The organism is Arthrobacter sp. UYCo732 (genome assembly GCF_040547265.1).
GTDB lineage: Bacteria > Actinomycetota > Actinomycetes > Actinomycetales > Micrococcaceae > Arthrobacter.
Window position 1 is genome coordinate 1 of sequence record NZ_JBEPPJ010000047.1, and the last position, 1,907, is coordinate 1,907.

At 63.5% G+C, this 1,907-nt stretch carries 1 protein-coding gene; it reads right to left on the reverse strand.

Annotation, left to right across the window (positions count from 1 at the left end; all coding sequences use genetic code 11):
* Positions 1 to 1,887: primary-amine oxidase (locus ABIB45_RS22440; RefSeq protein ID WP_354218037.1), on the reverse strand; the 1,887-nt coding region annotated here is incomplete at its 3' end.
* Positions 1,888 to 1,907 lie beyond the last annotated feature (20 nt).

Consider the following 1,907-nt stretch of genomic DNA (forward strand, 5'->3'; position numbering starts at 1 on the left):
GGGGAGGTTGAGGGTGGGGTTTTGGTCGAAGAAGCCGTGGGGTTCGAGCATGAAGCCGATGTTTTGGCGGGGCATGATGGGCCAGTCTTCGAGGCGGACGACGTGGTGCATGCCGAAGGTGTACCAGACGACGAGGTCCTGGTCGACGATGTTCCGGTCGGCTTGGGTCCAGATGTGCAGGCCGTCGTCGGCGCCGGTGGCCTGGTTGGGGAATTCGCCGGCGGCGAAGCGTTCGGTGCGGTCGTAGGCGGTGACCCAGAGGTTGTTGCGGGCGAACTGGGCGCGTTTGGACACGTAGGATTCGTCGCCGGCGGCGAGTTGGATGCCGTTGGTGGGGATCAGGCGGTAGGCGACGGGTTCGTTGACCAGGTTCTTGCTGTCGCGGTTGGCGATTTTCCAGAAGCGGTGCTTGGAGGAGTCGGTTTTGCGGATGGCGGCCTGTTCGGTTTCCAGGAGCCGGTCCACGGCCATGAAGGCGGTGTGGGTGGGGTTGTGTTCGGGGATTTCCATGTCGACTTCGTAGACGGCGTTGGTGGGTCCGTCGATTTCGAAGTCCATGCGGACGTTGAACATGTGCTGGTGGATGGGGGCGTAGAGGCCGTCGTTGTTCAGGGTCTGGCCGTAGGGGCTGTTCTCGCCGGGTTTCTGGCCGGCGGTGGAGAGGATGCCGGTGGCTTTGACGAGGAACTCGATGCTGCCGTCGAGGAAGAGGTGCCAGTAGAAGGCGTATTCGTAGTTCGCGACGGTGGCGATGAAGGAGATGACGAGTTTGCGGCTGCGTCGGGTTTCGGCGGTGCCTTCGCGGAAGTCGAAGTGCTTCCAGAGGATGGAGTCGTCTTCCTCGTGCATGCAGATGGCGTTTTCGATGGTGAAGGGGTTGCCGTGGCTGTCGGCGGTGTGGCCGTCGAAGTATTTGATTTCGCCGAGGCAGTCGCAGCCGAGGGTGAGGGAGTTGGCCATGTTGCCGATGTTGTATTCGCCGGAGTCGAAGGCGTTCTTTTTGGCCTGGACGGGGGCGGTGTCGCCGTACGGGACGACCATTTCGGAGAGTGAGGCCCGGTTGATGACGGGGCGTTCGACGCCCTTGTTGCGGAATTTCAGCTGGTGCAGGACCAGGCCTTCGCGGGGGGTGAAGCCGACGCGGAAGGACCAGTCGGCCCACTGGACGTGGTTGCCGGTGACGGTGTATGACGCGCCTTCGGGCTGGGTGATGGAGATGGGCTTGAGGTCGGTGCGGGCTTCGCCGACGTACTTGGGCAGGTAGTTCCCGCTCGCGGACGGGACCGGGATGGCCTGGTCGTCCTCGACCTTGACGACCTCGCCGGAGTTCAGGTCAACGATGACGATGAAGTTCTCGATCGGGTGGGCGTAGGGGCTGTCGTCGGCTTCTTCGCGGACGAAGACCAGGGCGCGCATCAGGCGCCGGCCCTGGTCGTCTTCGCCGAAGTAGCCCACGGACCAGGGTTCGAAGCAGACCAGGGACATGTCGGTGATCCCGCGTTTGGCCAGGGCGGCCTGGACCTCGGGGTTTTGCCGGCAGCTCTCTTCGCCTTCGGCGAATTCGTCGAGCATGAACGGGGGCTGGACGTTGGCGGGGAGCTGTGTCCATTTCGAGACGATGCCCGAGTCGAGGTCCACGATCGCTTCGTAGGAGCGTGCCTCGGCACGGTTGACCAGGACCGCGTCGGCCTCACGGACGGTCGCGGCGCCGGTCCGGAGCAGTTCCTTCTCCGGTTCGCGCAGTTCAATGCTGATGAAGCGGAAGGATTCGGCCGCGGCAGGGCCGTCCTTCAGGATCGCGGCGGCCCGGGAAATCTCCTCACGGGAGAGCGGATCGAGCGGGTGTGCTACCCCGACCTCGGTGTGGATTTCAGTGTTGAGAGTCATGGTTTTCTCCTTGGTTCTTT